The following is an 18565-nucleotide window of genomic DNA, read 5'->3' as shown; positions in this document are numbered from 1 at the left end:
GGGCCACACCCCTCTTTCGCCCACCAAAGGACTTCGCCGATGCTTTCCACCCCTTCGCTCGCCGCCGGCACCGTCGCCGACGATGGCGTGCTGATCCGCCCCATGACCGAGGCCGACCTCACCCAGGCACATGCGCTGTCGGCGGAACTGCGCTGGCCGCACCGCCCCAGCGACTGGACGCAGATGTTCGCGCACGCGCAGGGCCTGGTGGCCGAGCGCGACGGGCAGATCATCGCCACTGCGCAGCGCTGGCTCTGGGGCGAACGGCATGCCTGCATCGGCCTGGTGATCGTCACGCCGGCCTGCCAGGGCCGGCGCATCGGCCACCGCCTCATGCATGCGCTGCTCGAAGGAATGGAAGATCGCACCGTGCTGCTGCACGCCACGGCGGAAGGCCGGGGACTCTACGAACGCCTGGGCTTCATCCGCACCGGAGAGATCCGCCAGCACCAGGGCACGGCCCTGCCCACGCCGCTGATCGCGCTGGAGCCGGGCTGGCGCCTGCGCCCTGCCGGCCTCAACGAGGCCGAGGCCCTGCGGCGCCTGGATGCCGAGGCGCGCGGCATGCCGCGCGACGCACTCGTCGATGACCTCGCGGCCACGGCCGAAGCCTGCGTCGTACTGGTGGACCAGGACGCCACGCCGCGCGGCTTCGCCATGCTGCGCCGCTTCGGCCGCGGCCATGCCATCGGTCCCGTGGTCGCGCCGGACGCCCAGGGCGCCAAGGCCCTCATCGCCCACCTGGCGGGCCTGAATGCGGGCCACTTCACGCGCATCGACATCGACTGGGCGAGCGGCCTCGCCGAATGGCTGGAAAGCATCGGCCTGCTGCGCGTGGACGCGCCCACCACCATGGTGCGCGGCACCCCCCTGGAACTGCCGCCGGAGGGCGGCGCGCACCTCTTCGCGATCGTGACGCAGGCTGTGGGCTGATGGTGTTTCTCTACAAATCCGACCCCGTGCGCGGCCGCCAGTGGGCCGAGGTGTTCGCAGCCCAGGCGCCGGACATCGAGTTCCGCACCTGGCCCGACGTAGGCGATCCGGAGCGGGTGCGCTTCCTCGCGGCCTGGGAACCGCCACCGGACATCGCCACGCGCTTTCCCAACCTCCAGGTGCTGTTTTCCTCGGGCGCCGGCGTGGACCAGTTCGACTTTTCCGCGCTGCCACCGCAGCTGCCCGTGGTCCGCATGGTGGAGCCTGGCATCGTGCGCGGCATGGTGGAATACGTCTGCCACGCCGTGCTCGACCTGCACCGCGACATGCCGCAATACCGGCGCCAGCAGCAGATGGCCGAATGGCAGCCGCTGTCCGTGCGCACCGCTGCGGAGCGCCGCGTGGGCGTGCTGGGCCTCGGATCGCTGGGCCAGGCCGTGCTCGCGCAGCTCGCGGGCTTCGGGTTCGCCTGCGCTGGCTGGAGCCGGTCGCGCCACGCCATACCCGGTGTGCAGTGCTTCGCGGGCGAGGACGAGCTGCCCGCCTTCCTCGCGCGCACCGACATCCTGGTCTGCCTGCTGCCGCTCACGGATGCCACGCGCGGCTTCCTCGACGCCGGGCTGTTCGCCCGCCTGCCGCAGGGCGCCAGCCTCGTGCACGTGGGCCGCGGACCGCAACTGCGGGAGGCCGACCTGCTGGCCGCGCTCGCCATCGGTCAGATCGCCGAGGCCGTGCTCGACGTGGTCGATCCCGAGCCACTGCCCGCCGCGCACGCCTTCTGGCGTCACCCCCGGGTGCGCCTCACACCGCACATCGCGAGCATGACGCAGCCGCGCACCGCCGCGGCCGCGGCCATCGCCAACCTGCGCCGCTTCGAGGCCGGCGAGCCCATGGAAGGCCTGGTGGACCGGGGCCGCGGCTACTGAGCACGGATCCCGCCGCACGATCTGCCGTTCGGCCACGCACAACCGCAGCCTGCTTTGCAGCGGGGGTGGAAAGCAGCACCACGGTGGAAGCCGTCCGTCCTAAGCTGTACCACATCGACAGCCCTGTCCATTCCATTCCGCTTCCGGAGGAGCCCCCGCCATGAACCAGATCGCCGATCTTTCCTCGCTCGCCTCGCTCGACGCCATCGACCGGGCCCACCTGATCCATCCGGTGTCGCCGTGGCGTACCCACGAGGAGCGCGGCCCGACCGTACTGTCGTCCGGCCGCGGTGCGTGGCTGACGGATGCCCGGGGACATGAACTGCTGGACGCCTTCGCCGGGCTGTGGTGCGTAAACGTCGGCTACGGGCAGGAAAGCGTGGTGCAGGCGGCGGCCGAACAGATGCGGCGCCTGCCGTACGCCACGGGCTACTTCCACTTCAGCAGCGAGCCGGCCATCCGCCTCGCCGAGAAGCTGGTGCAGATCACGCCGCGATCGCTCAACCACGTGTACCTGACGCTGGGCGGCTCGGACTCGGTGGACGCCGCGGTGCGCTTCATCGTGCAGTACTACAACAATACCGGGCGGCCCTCCAAGAAGCACTTCATCGCGCTGGAACGCGGCTACCACGGCTCTTCCTCCACCGGCGCCGGCCTCACGGCGCTGCCGGCCTTCCACCGGGGCTTCGACCTGCCCCTGGCCACGCAGCACTACATCCCCTCCCCCAACCCCTACCGCCATCCCGCGGGCTCCGATGCGCAGGCGCTCATCGCCGCCTCGGTCGCGGACCTGCGGGCCAAAGTGGCCGAACTGGGCGCGGACAACGTCGCGGCCTTCTTCTGCGAACCCATCCAGGGCTCGGGCGGCGTGATCGTGCCGCCCCCGGGCTGGCTCAAGGCCATGCGCGAAGCCGCCCGCGAACTGGACATCCTCTTCGTCGTGGACGAGGTCATCACGGGCTTCGGCCGCACCGGTCCCATGTTCGCCTGCGATGCCGAAGGCGTGGAGCCCGACATCATGACCATGGCCAAGGGCCTGACCGCCGGCTACGCACCCATGGGCGCCACCCTGCTGAGCGACAAGGTCTATGCCGGCATCGCTGACGGCGCGCCCAGGGGCGCCCCCATCGGGCACGGCGCCACCTACTCCGCCCACCCCGTGAGCGCGGCCGTCGCCCTGGAAGTGCTGCGGCTCTACGAGGAAGGCGGCATCCTGGCCAACGGCCAGCGCGGCGCTGCGCACTTCGCGGCCGGCCTGGACATGCTGCGTGGCCACCCCCTGGTGGGCGACGCACGCCACCGCGGCCTGCTCGGCGCGCTGGAACTGGTCAGCGACAAGGCCAGCAAGCGCGGCTTCGACCCCGCCCTGGGCCTCGCCGACCGCATCTTCGCCGCCGGCTACCGCAACGGCCTGGTGTTCCGCTCCTTCGGCGACCACATCCTCGGCTTCGCTCCTGCCCTGGTCTTCAGCGAAGGGGAATTCACCCTCCTGTTCGAGCGCCTGCGCAAGACGCTCGACGAGGTGCTGGAATGGCCCGACGTACGGAAAGCCCTCGCGGCCTGACGAGAAACCGCGCAGAACCCGGCCGGAGCGCGCACACTGCCTGCCTGTCATCCTGCTTGCCAAGCCGCCATGAACGAAGCCTTCAAGATCGACCGACTGGACCTGCGCATCCTGGCGCAGCTGCAGAAGAACGGGCGCATGACCAACGTGGACCTCGCGGACGCGGTGGGCCTCTCGCCCAGCCCCTGCCTGATCCGCGTCAAGCGCCTGGAACAGGCGGGCTACATCGCCGGCTACGGCGCCCACCTGCGCCTGGAGAAGCTCGGCGACACCCTCACGGTGTTCACCGAAGTCACCCTCTCGGACCACCGCCGCGAAGACTTCTCACGCTTCGAAGCCGCGCTGCGCGAAGTGGACGAGGTGCTGGAATGCCACTTGGTGAGCGGCGGCTACGACTACCTGCTGCGCTTCATCACGCGGGGGGTGAACCACTACCAGGAAGTGATCGAGGAACTGCTGCAGCGCAACATCGGCATTGCGAAGTACTTCAGCTACATCGTCATCAAGTCGCCGTTCATCAAGACGCACTGTCCGATCGAGCGGTTGTTTCCGCATCAGAGGTGATTTTCTTTTTAAGGGCGGGGGCCGGGTCTCGCCCCGGCGGGCGAGCTACTTTTCTTTGCTTCGCCAAAGAAAAGTAGCCAAAAGAAAGGCGACCCTGCTGGATGCGACCCCGTTCGCCCGCAGGGCGAACGGGGCAACCTGGGGTGCTCGGGGGTGGGGTGTGCCGTGGAACTCGCTTCGCGCACTGCGTGCGCTCCGCTCGGACAACCACGGCAAGTCAGTTCACGATGCGGGCGTGTCCTTCGGCACGCCCGCCACCCCACCCCCTGCGCGCCCCAGGCGCATCCAGAAGGGGTGACCCGGGCCTTCGCGTTGCTCGGCCCCAAAGAAAAACGGTGCGCGGTGCGCAGCACTCGCGCACCAAGGGCCGAGCGAAGCAATGGCCCGTATGCGGCACCCCGCCCTCGTGTCTGCGCCGAGGAGCGCAGGGCGCGGGGCGGGCAGGCGTGCCGAAGGACACGCCTGCTTCGTGATCTGACTCGCCGTGGTTGTCCGAGCGCAGCGCGCCAGCGCGAAGCGAGTTCCACGGCGCCGCCCCGCGACCGAGCACCACAGGCTGCCCCCTTCGCCCCACCGGGGCGAAGGGGGACGCAGACACCAGGGCTCGCCTTTTCTTTGCCTACTTTCTTTTGGCGAAGCAAAAGAAAGTAGGTGCGCCGCCGGGCGCACACCCCGGCCCCGGGAAAAAAATCACAACAACAGCAACGCCCGCCCAGCCACCTCGCAAAACCACCGCACCCCCAACCCCAACACCTCATCATTGAAGTCATAACAAGGATGGTGCAAAGGCCGCTCCCCCTCCGGCCCCGGATCCGCCCGCCCCTGCCCCAGCCAGAGATACGCCCCCGGCCTGCGCTGCAGCATGAACGCGAAATCCTCCGACGTGAACGCCGCGCGCGGCGCCACCTCCGCCTGCAGGCCGATGGCGGCCGCAGCCTCCAGTGCCAGCGCGGCTTCGGGGGCCGTGTTGATGGTGGCCGGGTAATAGCGCAGGTACTGGACCTCCACCGTGGTGCCGCTCGCCAGCGCGATGCCCTGGCAGGTGGCACGCAGCGCAGCCTCGATCCGGTCCTGCGCATCGGGATCGAAGCTGCGCACCGTTCCCGTGACACGCACCTCGGCGGGCAGCACGTTGTGGCTCTGGCCTCCTTCGATGCGCGTGACGGAGAGCACGGCCGATTCGCCGGGGTCGATGCGCCGCGACACGATGGTGTTGAGCTGGGCGACAAGCTGGCTCGCGGCCAGGATCGCGTCGGGCGTGTGGTGCGGCTGCGCCGCGTGACCGCCGCGGCCGCGGACGGCGATGTCGAAGCGGTCGGCCGCCGCCATGATGGGGCCGGGCCGCGTGCGTGCCGAGCCCAGTGGCAGATCGGGCCAGTTGTGCAGCGCATAGACGCTGTCGCATGGAAATCGCTCGAACAGGCCGTCCTCGATCATGCGCCGCGCGCCGCCCTGCCCCTCCTCCGCAGGCTGGAAGATGAAATGCACCGTGCCGTCCAGCCCGCCCGCACGCACCAGTTGGCGCGCCGCGCCGATCAGCATGCTCGTGTGCCCGTCGTGCCCGCAGCCGTGATGGGCGCCCGCATGGCGGCTCGCGTATGGCGAGCGCCCCAGCTCCACCATCGGCAGTGCATCCATGTCGGCCCGCAGGCCCACGCTGCGCGGCCCGGAGCCCATCCGCAGCGTGCCCACCACCCCGGTGCCGCCGATGCCCTCGTGCACTTCCAGGCCCAGCAGCCGCAGCGACTGCGCCACGATGCCGGCCGTGCGGCGCTCCTGGTAGGCCAGTTCCGGATGGGCATGCAGGTCGCGGCGCAGCGCCACCAGATCGGGCAACAGGTCGGCGACGGGCCAGGCGACGTCCTGCACGCTCATTGCCCCGCCTCCACCGCGTCGGCCAGCCGCGCCAGCGTATGGAAGTGGTAATCCGGCACGGTGTGTTCGGACTCGATGGTGCCGCCGGAATCCTGCATGCCGTGGCGCCGCTCGATCCAGCAACTGCGGATGCCCAGCCGCCGCGCGATGCCGATGTCGTGGTACTGGCTCTGCGCCACGTGCAGGTTGTCCGCCTGCCGGAAACCCCAGGCGCCCTCGTAGCGGCCGCGCGCATAGGCGAAATAGCGCGCATCGGGCTTCTCGCACAGGGCATCGTCGGCGGACAGCAGCAGGTCGAACGGGGCGCCCAGCGTGCGGTCGAAATGCGCCAGCGCCCAGGCCTGCGCATTGGTCATCGTCACCAGCTTGAAATGCCGGCGCAGGCGCTGCAGTGCCTCGGGAGCGTCGGGGAACGCCGGCCAGCGCGGCACGGAATCGCGAAAGCCCTGCGCGAGCGCGTCGCTGTCGGGCAGGCCCAGCTGCGGTGCGATCGCATGCCAGCAGCGCACGAGGTCATCGGGATACGCATCGGTATCGCTGCTCTTCCTGGCCGTGCGGTAGGCCGAGAGGAACGCCTCGTCAGGCACGGGCGAACCCGGCACGGCCTCGCGCAGGTAGGCCAGCATGCCGCCCTCGAAATCGATGAGGGTGCCGACGACGTCGAAAGTGAGCACTTTGAAATCACGCAAGGCCATGGGTCGAACTCCTGGAAACGGGGATGGATGGCATCGAGCTTAGGAATTTCCGCCTGCTCCGCGCGGCCGAAACCGGCTCGGCAACCGCAGCGAATTGCGTTTTCATGGCGGTGGCGGCAGATTCTTCCTGCATCCACGGCCCCGTGGATCCACGCACCTTGCGGAGGCAACGCGCTTCGCCCCGCCGCACTGCACTTCGCAGGCGCACGAAGACGCCTGCCGGTCTGCCGCAGCATGGAAATCACTTTCACGCACAACCGCGGCCCACCACCATGACCAAACTCCTTGCCTGGCTCCACAGCGGCGCGGCGTCGCGCAAACACGTCCCCTCCGGGGCGGTACCGGAAGCATCGACGTCGGGCGCGGGCACCTCCGCGCACCGGGGCAGCAGGCAAACCATGCCATCGGTGCCGATCTCGGCCCGCCATGCCCAGGGATCCGCGTCGGGCCTGCCGCCGCGCAATGCCTTGCCGGAAATGCCGAGGGATGCGGGCCGGCCCATCGCATCGAGCCCGCATGCTGGAGCAGGCCTCCACGATTTTCCGGACGATGCCGCGATGGACCTCAGCGACCAAGGCATCGAGAACCTGCTGAAGGGCCTGCGGGACGATGGATGGATTTCCGCGGAAACCCACGAGGTGGAAGACGCCGGCCCGCGGCCAGGGCGCTCGGACACCATGAATCCGTGGTCGAGAGGGCACACCGGCACGCGGGAGCCGCGCCCTCCATCCCTGGCAACCATCCGGGAGCGCCCTGCGGACGAACTGGCGCCTCCCGGAGGCATGACGCTCCGGGAAGCGCTGCGGCGGGAGAAGGTGGAGGACGCAGAGGAGCGCCGCCAGCGCCTCCGTGAAGAGAATCCCCAACCCCCGGTCCCCCACTCGGGATACGCTCGGTTGCGGCCGATGGCATCACCCACCCCGGCGCACTCCCCGGGCACGCGCACGCCCATGGACGGATCAGAGGCCAGCAGCCGCACAGACTGGCATTCCTTTGCAACCTCCACGGAATACGAGGACGCGCGAACCTCCCAGTCGCTCGCCAGCCTCCACCCGGAAGCAACCCCGCCGTCCCTTGCCAGTACGGCTTCGTACCATGACGCGATGGCATCGTTGCAGGACACCGGAAACCCGACGGATGCAGGCACGGAGGCAGGACAACCCGCCCCTCGACTGCCCTCCGGTGCCCGCACTGCCGCCAGCCCTGAGTCCGATCACAGCACCATGCTCGATCGCTGGCTGACGGAGCCCATGCCGCCCCGGGACCATCTGCTGACGCGGTTGCGCCTGCAGGAGAAGCGGGACTGACGCGCCGACAGCGACGGCGTGTCCCGCGCTGTATGGCCATATCGCCTCGAGACCATTCCGCCCGTCACCCTGATCGCGGCCCGTACCCTCGTCGCAGGCCTGCTGCTGCTCGGCATCGCACGCTGGCGCGGCCTGCACCTGCCGCGGGATGGAGGGGCCTGGACGGCGTTCCTGCTGCAGGCCATCGCCCCCAGCCGGGCATCCCTGCTGGCCCTGCTCGCCCTCGCGGTGTTTTCGACCGCGCTCGCCCTGGCCGTGAACCTTTACGTTCACTGGGACACGGAACCGCAGGCAGCCACCGGCGCCTCATCGGCCCTCAGAACAGGCTCCCCTGCCCCCGCGCCAACCCCGGCCGGTACTGCGCCATGTCCAGCTCGATCCGCTCCCGGTTCAGCCCCAGCCGCCGGCACGCGGCCATGAACCGCTGGCGCAGCAGGTCGGCCCACAAGCCCTTGCCCTTCATGCGGGAGCCGAAGCGGCTGTCATAGGTGCGGCCGGCCGCGCGCGCTTCGGCATCCAGGCCGTGCAGGTCCTGGATGCGGGCCATCACGCGCTCGGCGCGCTGCGGGTAGTGCAAGCCCAGCCATTCGCGCATGAGCCCGTCCAGCTCCCACGGCAGGCGGATGGCGGTGTAGAAGGCCGAGGTGGCGCCGGCATCGCGCGCGGCCTCCAGCACCTGCTCCATGTCTTCCGTGACGAACGGGATCTGCGGGGCCACGCTCACGCCCACCGGAATGCCCGCCTCCACCAGGGTGCGGATGGTGCGCAGCCGGCGGTGCGGGGCCGCGGCGCGCGGTTCCAGCCGACGCGCCAGCACGGGGTCGAGCGTGGTGATCGTCACATAGGCGGCGGCAAGGCGGTCGCGTGCGAGCGGCGCGAGCAGGTCGATGTCGCGCTCCACGCCGCTCGACTTGGTGATGAGCGAGAACGGGTGGCGCACGTCGCGCAGCACCTCGATCACGGCCCGCGTGAGGCCCAGGTCGCGTTCCACCGGCTGGTAGCAGTCGGTGGCCGAGCCCACGTTGAGCAGGTGCGGCACGTGGCCGGGGCGCGCGAGTTCGTCGCGCAGCACCTCGGCGATGTTGTGCTTGGCGATGATGCGGGTCTCGAAATCCAGCCCGGGCGACAGGTTGAGGTAGCTGTGCGTAGGGCGCGCGTAGCAATACACGCAGCCGTGCTCGCAGCCGCGGTAGGGATTGACGGAATGGTCGAAGAAGATGTCGGGAGAATCATTGGCACAGATCGCACTGCGCGCGGTTTCCAGGATCACCTGGGTGGCGTGCGGAGGCGGCGCGCCGTCGTCGCCCTCCTGCGCAGCGGGACCGCCCCAGCCATCGTCGAACGAGGCGCGGGCATCGCGCATGAAGCGGTGCGGCGTGCGTGCGGCCGTGCCGCGGCCCTTGATGCTCTGCAGGGGGATGTGGACTTCGGTCACGGGCAGCTCCAGATACGCCGAAAACTGTATGAATATACAGCAATCGTATACACTGTGCGCAGCAAGAGATTTCACGCCATGGCACAGTGCTGGATATCCCGGTGCTCCCTGCCCCGCATCACCAGTCCACCCTCCTGTCATGAACCCGCCTTCTGCCGCATCCGCAGTGGACCCCCAGGTTCCGGCGCCCCTGCCGGAGGCCCTCCCGTCGTCCGGATTGCCGCAGGACGGCATGCCGGCGTCGGCATCCGGATCGGCCCGCATGCGCCCGGTGGCAGAGACCGGCTGCGCTGCCACCCGTCGCTGGCTGCGCGGCGACTGGACGCCCGAATGGTTCTGCGCCTTCCTGGCGGGCAACCGGCGCGAGCAGGGCCGCTTCCGCCAGGAGCTGGCCACCATGCGCGGCTCCGTGGCGTGGCTGCTGCGGCAGCGCCGCCAGGGTCGCTGGAGCGCCGAGGAGCGTGAGCGCCTGCGCGGCCTGATGCGCTCGGCCTCGTCCGTCAGCCCCTACCTGCTGATCTGGGCGGTGCCGGGCTCGATGCTGCTGCTGCCGTTCATGGCATGGTTCATCGACTGGCGCCGCGGCGCACGCGAGCGTGCGGCGCTGGCCGTGGTGCCGATGGAAGACGGCCTGCCGGTGGTGGCGGTGCTGTCCACCCCTGCACTGCCGGCAGCCGCCAGCCCCTTGCCGGGCGGGCCGGAGGATGGCCCGCTCATCGACACCTCGCCCCGGCCCGCAGGCCAGGCCCGCTGACCGGGTCCTGCGCCTGGCAGCCCGGCCACGCCGGCTGGCCCGTGCCCGGATGGCGCCTGCTGCCGCTGGCGGCGGCGCGGTGGCGGCGGCTCCCGGTGGCTTCTCAGCCCAGGTGGCCTGCCGCCAGGGCCACTACCAGGCCGGCCCCCACCAGGCCCGCCTGCCAGCGCAGTGCCACCGTCCATGACGGTACCTGCCGTTCCACCCGCTCATAAAGCAGCCATCCCGCCGCGATGGAGAGCGCGAGCGCGGCCACCATGCCCAGGGCGTTGAGGGCGGCAGACTCGGGCCAGGCCGCGGTGACGGCGGCATTCACCAGCAGGCACACGGGAAAGTGCACCAGGAATACCGAATAGGAAATGCGGCCGAGACGCGCCAATCCGCCGTGCCCCGCGGCATGCGCCTGATGCGCAGCCGGCGCCCCGGCTCGCTGCAGCGCCGCGCGGCCCTCCTGCCAGCGCAGCAGCAGCACCAGCCCGAGTGCCGTGCACCACGCCACCGCGATGCGCTCCCGGAAATCCAGCGCCAGCGCCACCGCGCCCCACAGGCCGATCAGCACCAGCCACCCGGCAGCGGCGCGGCTGCCGCGAGGTGCAGCCACGGCCCAGCGCGCCATCATGCCCAGGCCATAGGCACCGAAGAAATACACCGCCCAGGCATCGAGTGACGGATGGCGGTTGAGCTCCCAGAGCGACAGCGCCGTGGCCGCGGCCACGGCCAGCCGTGCCGCCGGCTGGGCGCAGCCGCGGGCTCGCACCGGCAGCACGCGGGCGCCGCGCCGCGCGGCGGCCAGCAGCAGCGCCGAGAGCACGAAAAGCTGGAAGTCGATCGCCACATACCAGACGCCGGCCGACAGCGCCTCCTCGCCCACGACATCCTGCAGCATCAGCGCGTTGGCCAGCAGTTGCGGCAGGCTCGGCTCCGCCGGCACGGAAGGATGGTCCAGCCAGGGCCGCACCGCCGCCGCGGCCAGCACCAGAGCCACGGCATACGGCACCGCGAGGCGAACGAAGCGCCGCCCGATCTCCGGCGCGGTGCCGCTCCAGCGTGGCCCCCCCGCGGCGGCCAGGCGCCCAGCCGCCAGATAACCACCCAGCACCAGGAAGACCTGCACGGCCATGCGGCCATGGTGGGCGAGCCAGGCGATGAGGCCGGGCATCAGGGGCTGGGCCACTTCGGACATGGGCCCGTAGAAGGCGAGGTGGTGCGCCACGATCGTGGCACAGGCGATGCCCTTGACCGAATCGATCAGGGTGTTGCGGGACGGTGAGGACGGCATGCGGAAGGCGGACACAGCGCGGCGCGCCCGTGCAGGGCGGCGCGATGTGCGACGAGCGGTTCTTGGTGTTGTGCGGGGCCCGCGGGGGGCGGTATTTTGCCCCAGCACGGCGCCCGCGGGCGGCCGTTGCACCCCAGGCGCGCGGAAAGCGCCGCCGCCGTTCAGAGCGCCAGGCGTTCGCGCGCCTCGGCGTACTCGCGGCGCAGGCGCCCGACCAGCTCTGCCGCGCCCGTCACCTCGGTGATCGCACCGATGCCCTGCCCGCAGCCCCAGATGTCCTTCCAGGCCTTCTTCGCGTCGCCGCCGAAGTTCATCTTGCTCGGATCCGATTCGGGCAGGTGGTCAGGATCGAGTCCCGCGGCACGGATGGAGGGCGCGAGGTAGTTGCCATGCACGCCCGTGAAGAGATTGCTGTAGACGATGTCGTCGGAGTTGCCGTCGACGATCGCCTGCTTGTAGGCCTCCTGCGCGCGCGCCTCGTGCGTGGCGATGAACGCCGAGCCGATATAGGCGAAGTCGGCGCCCATGGCCTGCGCGGCCAGGATGGATCCGCCCGATGCGATCGAGCCCGAGAGTGCCAGCGGCCCCTCGAACCACTGTCGGATTTCCTGGACGAGCGCGAACGGGCTCTTGATGCCCGCATGGCCGCCCGCGCCGGCCGCCACGGCGATCAGGCCGTCGGCGCCCTTCTCGATGGCCTTGTGGGCGAACTTGTTGTTGATGATGTCGTGCAGCACCACGCCGCCCCAGCCATGCACCGCCTGGTTCACGTCCTCGCGTGCGCCCAGGGACGTGATGACGATCGGCACCTTGTACTTGGCGCACACCTCCATGTCGTGCTCCAGCCGGTCATTGCTCTTGTGCACGATCTGGTTGATCGCGAACGGCGCCGCGGGCGAATCCGGATGGGCGCGATCCCAGGCCGCGAGGGCTTCGGTGATCTCGGCAAGCCATTCGTCCAGCAGTGCGGCGGGCCGGGCGTTGAGCGCCGGCATGGAGCCGACGATGCCGGCCTGGCACTGCGCGATCACCAGCTTCGGGTTGCTGATGATGAAGAGCGGCGAGCCGATGACCGGCAGCGAAAGTTTCTGGAAAACGGGCGGCAGGGTGCTGCGCATGGGAAAGTCTCCGGATGTTGTCGTGGGCGGTGAAGGCGGTGGCTGCGGCAAGTGGCCGCTCAGAAGGCCTCCGGCGCGAGCGCGGTCACGCTGGCCGCGCCTTCGACGATGGCGTCGCGCTGGGCCTTCGTGCGCACCAGGATGTGTTCCGCATAGAAGCGCGCCGTGGCCACCTTGGCCTGCAGGAAGGCGGCATCGCCCTGCCCGGCCCCCAGCAGCGCCTGGGCCTTGAGCAGCGCGCGGCCCAGCTGCCAGCCGGCGACGAGGTTGCCGCCCAGCATCAGGTAGGGCACGCTGCCCGCGAAGGCGGCGTTCGGGTCGGATTTGGCGTTGGCTGCGATGAAGCGCGCCACTTCCTCGAAGGCATCGCAGGCCTCGGCGAGGCGGCGTGCCACGGCCTGGGCTTCGGACGTGCCGGCCGTGCGCAGTTCGTCGGCCGTCCTGCGGGCCTGCGCCGCGACGCCGAGCGCCGTGGCTGCGCCGTCGCGCGCCGTCTTGCGGCCCACGAGGTCGTTGGCCTGGATGGCCGTGGTGCCTTCGTAGATGGGCAAAATGCGCGCATCGCGATAGTGCTGCGCTGCGCCCGTTTCCTCGATGAAGCCCATGCCGCCGTGCACCTGCACGCCCAGGCTGGTCACTTCCAGGCTCATCTCGGTGCTGTAGCCCTTCACGAGCGGCACCATGAATTCGTAGAACGCCTGGTTCTCCCTGCGCACCGCCGCGTCGGGATGGTGGTGCGCAGCGTCGTAGGCCGCGGCGGCCACGCTGGCCATGGCACGGCATCCTTCGGTGAGCGCGCGCATGGTCATGAGCATGCGGCGCACGTCGGGGTGGTGGATGATGGCGGCGCTGCCCGGCAGGCTGCCGTCCACGGGGCGGCTCTGCACGCGGTCGCGCGCATACTGCACGGCCTGCTGGTAGGCGCGCTCGGCCACCGCGATGCCCTGCAGGCCCACGGCGTAGCGCGCCGCGTTCATCATGATGAACATGTATTCCAGGCCGCGGTTCTCCTCGCCGACAAGGTAGCCCACCGCGCCGCCCGCATCGCCGAACTGCAGCACCGCCGTGGGCGAGGCCTTGATGCCGAGCTTGTGCTCGATGGAGACGCACTGCACGTCATTGCGCGCGCCCAGGGATCCATCGGCATTCACCAGGAATTTCGGCACCACGAACAGGCTGATGCCCTTCACCCCTTCCGGTGCGCCGGCCACGCGGGCCAGCACCAGGTGCACGATGTTCTCCGCCATGTCGTGCTCACCGTAGGTGATGAAGATTTTCGTGCCGAAGACCTTGTAGGTGCCATCGCCCTGCGGCTCGGCGCGCGTGCGCACCAGGGCCAGGTCCGAGCCGGCCTGCGGCTCGGTCAGGTTCATGGTGCCGGTCCACTCGCCCGTCACCAGCTTTTCCAGGTAGGTGGTCTTGAGTGCATCGCTGCCCGCGGTGATCAGCGCCTCGATGGCGCCGTCGGTCAGCAGCGGGCACAGCGCGAAGCTCATGTTGGCGCTGTTGAGCATTTCCGCGCAGGCCGCGCCGATGGTCTTGGGCAGGCCCTGGCCGCCGAAGTCCACTGGATGCTGCAGGCCCTGCCAGCCGCCTTCCGCGAACTGGCGGAATGCGTCCTTGAAGCCCGGCGTGGTCGCCACCTGGCCGTCCTTCCAGGACGACGGGTTGCGATCGCCCGCCACGTTGAGCGGCGCCACCACGCCTTCGTTGAAGCGCGCGCATTCCTCCAGCACCGCCTGCGCCGTGTCCAGGCCGGCCTCCTCGAAGCCCGGCAGCGCGGCGACCTGCGCGATGCCCGCGAGGTGCTCGATGGCGAACAGCATGTCCTTGACGGGGGCGGTGTAGCTCATGGGAATGTCTCCGGAATCGATGAAAACGGCCGCGGACCGCGCGGGCCGGGCAAAAAAAAGGGCACCGCGTGCGATGCCCTCGTGGAGGCCCTGCCGGCAGCCTGCGGCGCTGGCGGGGCCGCCGGGGTCAGAGGGACTTCACGAGTTCAGGCACGGCGGTGAACAGGTCCGCCTCCAGCCCGTAGTCGGCCACGCTGAAGATCGGCGCCTCGGCATCCTTGTTGATCGCCACGATCACCTTGGAGTCCTTCATGCCCGCCAGGTGCTGGATCGCGCCCGAGATCCCCGCCGCGATGTAGAGCTGCGGCGCCACGATCTTGCCCGTCTGCCCCACCTGCAGGTCGTTCGGCGCGTAGCCCGCATCCACCGCCGCGCGGCTCGCGCCGATCGCCGCGCCCAGCTTGTCCGCCAGCGGCGTCATCACCTCGTTGAACTTCTCCGCGCTGCCCAGCGCCCGGCCGCCCGAGACGATGATCTTGGCCGCCGTGAGTTCGGGCCGGTCGCTCTTCGTGACCTCGCGGCCCACGAACTGGCTCTTGCCCGAATCCGCAGCCGCATCGGCCTTCTCCACCGCCGCCGAGCCACCCGTGGCCGCCGCGGCGTCGAAGCCCGTGGTGCGCACCGTGATCACCTTCACGCTGTCGCTGCTCTGCACCGTGGCGATCGCGTTGCCCGCGTAGATCGGGCGCTCGAAGGTGTCCGGGCCGTCCACCTTGGTGATGTCGCTGATCTGCGCGACATCGAGCTTCGCGGCCACCCGCGGCGCCACGTTCTTGCCGCCGGCCGTGGCCGGGAACAGGATGTGGCTGTAGTTGCCGGCCCCATTGCCCTGGAGTGCCAGCACCTGGGCGGCCACGTTCTCGGCCAGGCCGTCCTTGAGGCTCTCGCCGTCGGCCAGGATGACCTTGGAGACCCCCGCGATCTGCGCGGCCGCCTGGGCGGCTGCATCCGCGCCCTGGCCGGCCACCAGCACGTGTACGTCACCGCCGCAGGCGGCAGCCGCCGTGACGGTGTTGAGCGTGGCGGGCTTGATCGAAGCGTTGTCGTGTTCTGCAATGACGAGTGCGGTCATGTTCGTGTTCTCCTTCGATTCTTCAGATGACCTTGGCTTCGTTCTTCAGCTTTTCGACCAGGCTTTGCCGCCCTACTTTCTTTTGGCGAAGCAAAAGAAAGTAGGTGCGCCGCCGGGCGCACACCCCGGCCCCGGGAAAAAACCAACCAGCAGCCCCCGCCATGCACACAAAAGAAACCCACTCCACCTGCCCCTACTGCGGCACCGGCTGCGGCGTCATCATCGAATCCACCGACGGCCGCATCACCGGCGTGCGCGGCGACCCCACCCACCCCGCCAATTTCGGCCGCCTCTGCACCAAGGGCTCCACGCTGCACCTCACCGCCACGCAGCCCGTCACCCTGCAGACCCGCCTGCTCACGCCGCTGCACCGCCCCCGCCGCGGCCAGGCGCCAGACGCCATCGGCTGGGATGTCGCGCTGGACATGGCCGCCGGAAGGTTCGCGGACATCATCCAGGCGCACGGACCCGATGCAGTGGGGTTCTACGTGTCGGGCCAGTTGCTCACCGAGGACTACTACGTCTTCAACAAGCTGGCCAAGGGACTGATCGGCACCAACAACATCGACACCAATTCCCGCCTGTGCATGAGCAGCGCCGTCGCGGGCTACAAGGCCACGCTGGGCGCGGACGCGCCGCCGGCCTGCTATGACGACCTGGGGCTGGCGCAGTGCCTGTTCATCACCGGCAGCAATACGGCCTGGGCGCACCCCATCCTCTTCCGGCGGATCGAGGACGCGCGGGCCGCGAACCCGGGCCTGAAGATCATCGTGGCCGACCCGCGCCGCACCGAGACGGCGGCGATGGCCGACCTGCACCTGCCCATCCTGCCGGGCACCGACGTCATGCTCTGCCACGGCATGCTGCACCTCATGCTCTGGGAGGGCTGGGTGGATGCCAACTACATCGCGGCGCACACCACGGGCTTCGAGACGCTCAAGGCCACCGTGCGCGACTGCACGCCCGCGCGGGTGGCCGAGGTCTGCGGCATCACCGAGGCGCAGCTCGCCACGGCCGCGCGCTGGTTCGCGCTGGGCGGGGCCGACGTGCCCGCCGGCAGCGCCGGGGGCCGCGCCCCGACGCTGAGCCTCTATTGCCAGGGCCTCAACCAGAGCAGCAGCGGGACGGACAAGAACGCGGCCCTCGTCAACCTCCACCTCGCCTGCGGCCAGATCGGCCGGCCCGGCGCGGGCCCCTTCTCGCTCACCGGCCAGCCCAACGCCATGGGCGGGCGGGAGGTGGGGGGCCTGGCCAACCTGCTCTCCGCCCACCGCGACCTGGCCAACCCCGCGCACCGCGCCGAGGTGGCCGCGCTCTGGGGCGTGTCCCAGGTGCCCGCCACGCCGGGCAGGACGGCGGTGGAGATGTTCCAGGCCGCCGCCGACGGGGAGATCCGCGCGCTGTGGATCGCCTGCACCAATCCCGCGCAGAGCCTGCCGGACCAGGCCACGGTGCGGCGTGCCCTGGAGCGCGCGGAATTCGTCGTGGTGCAGGAAGCCTTCTCCACGACGGCCACCTGCGCCTACGCCGACCTGCTGCTGCCCGCCACCACCTGGGGCGAGAAGACGGGCACCGTCACCAACAGCGAGCGCCGCATTTCGCGGGTGCGGCCGGCCGTGCCGGCGCCGGGGCAGGCCCGGCACGACTGGGCGATCGCGGTGGAATTCGCGCGCCGGCTGCAGGCCCGGCTGAACCCGGAGGGCGCCGGACTGTTCCCCTACGACACCGGCTGCGCCGAGGCCGGCGCCGAGGCGATCTGGAACGAGCACCGCGAGACCACGCGCGGGCGCGACCTGGACATCACGGGCCTGTCGTGGGCGCTGATCGACATGCAGGGGCCGCAGCACTGGCCGTTTCCGGAAGGGGCCACGCAGGGACGTGCCCGCCTCTATGAAGATGGAGTCTTCCCCACGCCGGACGGCCGCGCGCGCTTCGCCCCTGCCGCCTGGAAGCCTGTCGCCGAGCCGCGCAGCGCCCGCTATCCGTTCAGCCTCACCACCGGCCGCCTGCGCGACCAGTGGCACGGCATGAGCCGCACCGGCACCCTGGGCCGCCTCTTCGGCCACACGCCCGAACCCTGCGTGCAGCTGCATCCGCAGGACATGGAGCGCCGCCGGCTCGCCGAAGGCGAGCTGGTGCGGGTGGAAAGCCGGCGGGGCGCGGTCATCGTGCCCGTGCAGGCCACCACCGACGTGGGTCTCTCGCAGGCCTTCATCGCCATGCACTGGGGCGGCGAAATGCTCTGCGGCCACGCGGGCCCGCAGGACGGCACCGCAGGCGGCACGGATGCGCCGCCTCCCGCCCTGGGCGTGAACGCCGTCACCTCGCCGGCCTTCTGCCCGGCATCGAAACAGCCCGAGCTCAAGCATGCGGCCGTCCACATCGAGCGGGCCACCCTGCCCTGGCGGCTCTACGGCATGGCCTGGCTGCCGGCGGACGAGGCCCTGGCCGTGCGTGCGCAGCTTGCCGGCCTGCTGGCAGGCTTCCCCTTCGCGGTCTGCGTGCCGTTCGGCAACAACGCCCCCCTTTCGGAGCCCGCACGCGAGCGCCACGGGGTGCTCCTGCGGGCGGCCGGCACCGCTCCCGCACCCGATGCCCTGCTGGCACGCATCGAGGCCCTGCTCGGCCTGGGCGGCGCCGACACGCTCCGCTATGCCGACGCCCGGCGCGGCCAGCGGCGGGCCCTGCGGCTCGAGGCAGCACCTGCGTCCGGCGGGCCCGGCATGGAGCGCGGCACCGGCAGCGCCGATGGCAACGAACTGCGGCTGGGCGCCCTGCTGCTGGCCGGAGACACCAGCGCGGAAGCCTGGCTGCGCGGCCTGCTGCAGGAAGAGCGACCCGCGCAGGGCTATGGCCGCCGGCTGCTGTCGCCCGGCCTGCAGGCCCCGGACGGCGCCACGCCTGCCCCGCCGCGCAGCCGCCCCGTGTGCAGCTGCATGAACGTGAGCGATAGGGCGATCGCGGCGCAGCTCGGCCAATGCCACGGCGGCGATGCCGAGCGGCTGGGCCAGCTGCAGGCGGCGCTGGGCTGCGGCACGCAGTGCGGCTCCTGCCTGCCGGAACTCCGCCGCATGGTGCGCGACAGCGCGGCCCTGCCGGCCGCGGAGTCCTCCATATAACCGGAAGTTCTCTGAATTACGGGAGAATGCGCGTCCCCGCGACATCCGCTCCACGCACACCAATTTCCGCT

14 protein-coding genes are annotated in these 18565 nt (G+C 70.6%); 7 read left to right on the top strand and 7 right to left on the bottom strand.

Annotation, left to right across the window (positions count from 1 at the left end; translation table 11 throughout):
• Positions 1 to 39 precede the first annotated feature (39 nt).
• The 4 genes from T336_RS0118645 (at position 40) to T336_RS0118630 (ending at position 3987) form a co-directional block, all read left to right on the top strand.
• Positions 40 to 933, top strand: a complete 894-nt coding sequence (locus T336_RS0118645; RefSeq protein WP_019701815.1) for a GNAT family N-acetyltransferase — start codon at positions 40 to 42, stop codon at positions 931 to 933.
• Entirely contained in the window at positions 933 to 1859 is a 927-nt protein-coding gene (locus T336_RS0118640; RefSeq protein ID WP_026433689.1) for a 2-hydroxyacid dehydrogenase, read from the top strand. The genes T336_RS0118645 and T336_RS0118640 overlap by 1 nt, the downstream gene beginning before the upstream one ends.
• Positions 1860 to 2019: 160 nt before the next feature.
• Positions 2020 to 3423 (top strand): aspartate aminotransferase family protein, encoded by a 1404-nt coding sequence (locus tag T336_RS0118635; protein ID WP_019701813.1) that lies wholly within the window; start codon positions 2020 to 2022, stop codon positions 3421 to 3423.
• A gap of 69 nt (positions 3424 to 3492) precedes the next feature.
• Positions 3493 to 3987, top strand: a complete 495-nt coding sequence (locus T336_RS0118630) for an Lrp/AsnC family transcriptional regulator (protein ID WP_026433688.1) — start codon at positions 3493 to 3495, stop codon at positions 3985 to 3987.
• Between the two features lie 690 nt (positions 3988 to 4677).
• Here T336_RS0118630 and T336_RS0118625 read toward each other — a convergent pair.
• Positions 4678 to 5862, bottom strand: a complete 1185-nt coding sequence (locus T336_RS0118625) for an amidohydrolase (RefSeq protein WP_026433687.1) — start codon at positions 5860 to 5862, stop codon at positions 4678 to 4680.
• Positions 5859 to 6557 carry an HAD-IA family hydrolase gene (locus T336_RS0118620; protein ID WP_026433686.1) on the bottom strand — a complete coding sequence of 233 codons (699 nt, stop codon included), beginning with the start codon at positions 6555 to 6557 and terminating at the stop codon, positions 5859 to 5861. Before T336_RS0118620 ends, T336_RS0118625 begins: the two co-directional genes overlap by 4 nt.
• A 272-nt stretch (positions 6558 to 6829) precedes the next feature.
• On the opposite strand from T336_RS0118620, the gene T336_RS0118610 reads away from it, so the two are divergent.
• Positions 6830 to 7864, top strand: coding sequence for a hypothetical protein (locus T336_RS0118610; RefSeq protein WP_244883987.1), 1035 nt, complete (start codon positions 6830 to 6832; stop codon positions 7862 to 7864).
• Between the two features lie 316 nt (positions 7865 to 8180).
• Here T336_RS0118610 and T336_RS0118605 read toward each other — a convergent pair whose 3' ends face one another.
• Positions 8181 to 9299: a PA0069 family radical SAM protein gene (locus tag T336_RS0118605; protein WP_026433683.1), complete on the bottom strand. Its 1119-nt coding sequence runs from the start codon at positions 9297 to 9299 to the stop codon at positions 8181 to 8183.
• Positions 9300 to 9438: 139 nt separating this feature from the next.
• On the opposite strand from T336_RS0118605, the gene T336_RS0118600 reads away from it, so the two are divergent.
• Positions 9439 to 10053, top strand: a complete 615-nt coding sequence (locus T336_RS0118600; RefSeq protein ID WP_244883986.1) for a hypothetical protein — start codon at positions 9439 to 9441, stop codon at positions 10051 to 10053.
• 103 nt (positions 10054 to 10156) lie between these two features.
• On the opposite strand, the gene T336_RS0118595 is transcribed toward T336_RS0118600, so the two are convergent.
• The 4 genes from T336_RS0118595 to T336_RS0118580 form a co-directional block, all read right to left on the bottom strand.
• Positions 10157 to 11332 (bottom strand): acyltransferase family protein, encoded by a 1176-nt coding sequence (locus tag T336_RS0118595; RefSeq protein ID WP_026433681.1) that lies wholly within the window; start codon positions 11330 to 11332, stop codon positions 10157 to 10159.
• A 161-nt stretch (positions 11333 to 11493) separates the two neighbouring features.
• Entirely contained in the window at positions 11494 to 12450 is a 957-nt protein-coding gene (locus tag T336_RS0118590) for an NAD(P)H-dependent flavin oxidoreductase (protein ID WP_026433680.1), read from the bottom strand.
• A gap of 59 nt (positions 12451 to 12509) precedes the next feature.
• Entirely contained in the window at positions 12510 to 14303 is a 1794-nt protein-coding gene (locus tag T336_RS0118585) for an acyl-CoA dehydrogenase (protein WP_026433679.1), read from the bottom strand.
• Between the two features lie 127 nt (positions 14304 to 14430).
• The gene (locus tag T336_RS0118580; RefSeq protein ID WP_026433678.1) at positions 14431 to 15375 is read right to left on the bottom strand and encodes an electron transfer flavoprotein subunit alpha/FixB family protein; all 945 of its coding nucleotides are present in this window, start codon (positions 15373 to 15375) and stop codon (positions 14431 to 14433) included.
• Positions 15376 to 15536: 161 nt separating this feature from the next.
• Here T336_RS0118580 and T336_RS0118575 point away from each other — a divergent pair, with 161 nt between their 5' ends.
• A complete protein-coding gene (locus T336_RS0118575; protein ID WP_026433677.1) occupies positions 15537 to 18494 on the top strand; it encodes a nitrate reductase in 2958 nt (985 codons plus the stop codon).
• The last annotated feature ends 71 nt before the right edge of the window (positions 18495 to 18565 follow it).

The sequence above is a fragment of the Paracidovorax oryzae ATCC 19882 genome (assembly GCF_000687165.1).
GTDB classification, from domain to species: domain Bacteria; phylum Pseudomonadota; class Gammaproteobacteria; order Burkholderiales; family Burkholderiaceae_C; genus Paracidovorax; species Paracidovorax oryzae.
The sequence above is the reverse complement of the archived record's forward strand: the minus strand, read 5'-3'. Positions and strand labels throughout refer to the sequence as shown.

Excerpts from the sequence above, each read along its gene's own strand:
- T336_RS0118600 (WP_244883986.1), top strand. The coding sequence starts at position 9,439 with ATGAACCCGCCTTCTGCCGCATCCGCAGTGGACCCCCAGGTTCCGGCG.
- T336_RS0118620 (WP_026433686.1), bottom strand. The coding sequence starts at position 6,557 with ATGGCCTTGCGTGATTTCAAAGTGCTCACTTTCGACGTCGTCGGCACC.
- T336_RS0118635 (WP_019701813.1), top strand. The coding sequence starts at position 2,020 with ATGAACCAGATCGCCGATCTTTCCTCGCTCGCCTCGCTCGACGCCATC.
- T336_RS0118630 (WP_026433688.1), top strand. The coding sequence starts at position 3,493 with ATGAACGAAGCCTTCAAGATCGACCGACTGGACCTGCGCATCCTGGCG.
- T336_RS0118595 (WP_026433681.1), bottom strand. The coding sequence starts at position 11,332 with ATGCCGTCCTCACCGTCCCGCAACACCCTGATCGATTCGGTCAAGGGC.
- T336_RS0118610 (WP_244883987.1), top strand. The coding sequence starts at position 6,830 with ATGACCAAACTCCTTGCCTGGCTCCACAGCGGCGCGGCGTCGCGCAAA.
- T336_RS0118585 (WP_026433679.1), bottom strand. The coding sequence starts at position 14,303 with ATGAGCTACACCGCCCCCGTCAAGGACATGCTGTTCGCCATCGAGCAC.
- T336_RS0118580 (WP_026433678.1), bottom strand. The coding sequence starts at position 15,375 with ATGACCGCACTCGTCATTGCAGAACACGACAACGCTTCGATCAAGCCC.
- T336_RS0118645 (WP_019701815.1), top strand. The coding sequence starts at position 40 with ATGCTTTCCACCCCTTCGCTCGCCGCCGGCACCGTCGCCGACGATGGC.
- T336_RS0118625 (WP_026433687.1), bottom strand. The coding sequence starts at position 5,862 with ATGAGCGTGCAGGACGTCGCCTGGCCCGTCGCCGACCTGTTGCCCGAT.
- T336_RS0118575 (WP_026433677.1), top strand. The coding sequence starts at position 15,537 with ATGCACACAAAAGAAACCCACTCCACCTGCCCCTACTGCGGCACCGGC.
- T336_RS0118590 (WP_026433680.1), bottom strand. The coding sequence starts at position 12,450 with ATGCGCAGCACCCTGCCGCCCGTTTTCCAGAAACTTTCGCTGCCGGTC.
- T336_RS0118640 (WP_026433689.1), top strand. The coding sequence starts at position 933 with ATGGTGTTTCTCTACAAATCCGACCCCGTGCGCGGCCGCCAGTGGGCC.